Source organism: Prochlorococcus marinus, from assembly GCF_001180245.1.
Classification (GTDB): Bacteria; Cyanobacteriota; Cyanobacteriia; order PCC-6307; family Cyanobiaceae; genus Prochlorococcus_A; species Prochlorococcus_A marinus_F.
The window spans coordinates 1-785 of sequence record NZ_CVSV01000024.1; the positions used below are offsets into that span (position 1 = coordinate 1).

1 pseudogene is annotated in these 785 nt (G+C 21.0%); it reads right to left on the minus strand.

The features are described from left to right. A pseudogene (locus tag AMO19_RS00440) lies at positions 1 to 785 on the minus strand (DNA gyrase subunit A); the annotation flags it as partial.

Sequence of the window (785 nt, forward strand, 5' to 3'; positions counted from 1 at the left end):
AAAAAATCAATCAAAAAGTTTGATTTATTGGATTTGAAATTTAATTTATTTAAGTCTAATCTCGCAGATTTATTTTTATTAGTTTCAATATCAAGGTAATGGTTACTTGCCATTATTTTTAGGAAGTAGTCGTTTTTAAGTTGAGTTTTTTCATTTAAATATCCCAAACTGTATTCATTTGAGAAGTAAATTTCATTACTATTAATGCAAAAGATCTTTCCTTGTTTAGATATTAAAAAAATATTTTCTCCATCATTAAATGTACAACATGAAACGATTTTTTCAGATGGTAAAAGTTTTGCAATTATTAATCCTTGGGATTGTTTGGAAGCTGGCATTAAAAATTTATTTGACAAATTAAATTTAAAAATTCTTCCTATCGAGGTTAATATTATTAAATCTTTGCTTTCATTAGAAATAAAAGAATCAATTGTTTTTAAATTATTTTTTAATTTTGAAATAGTGAAAGATCTATTGCTTTTAATCATATCTTCATCAAATAAAACTTTTTTAAATCTTCCATCTGAATTTAAGATGCATAAATAATTTCTAGTTTCTTTTTTAATTGAATGAAAATTTATTATTTCACTAGGATGAATATTTCCAAGAATTTTATTATCTAATTTATAGTCTTTATTGATATTTGATTCCCAATCAATGTTAAATACTTTTCCTGTATTTGTGATTCCGATTAATTTTATATTTTTTTCAACATTACATATAAATTTTTGAATATTTTTATTATCTATAATTTTATTGACAACCTCAAATGATTTTTTGTAATT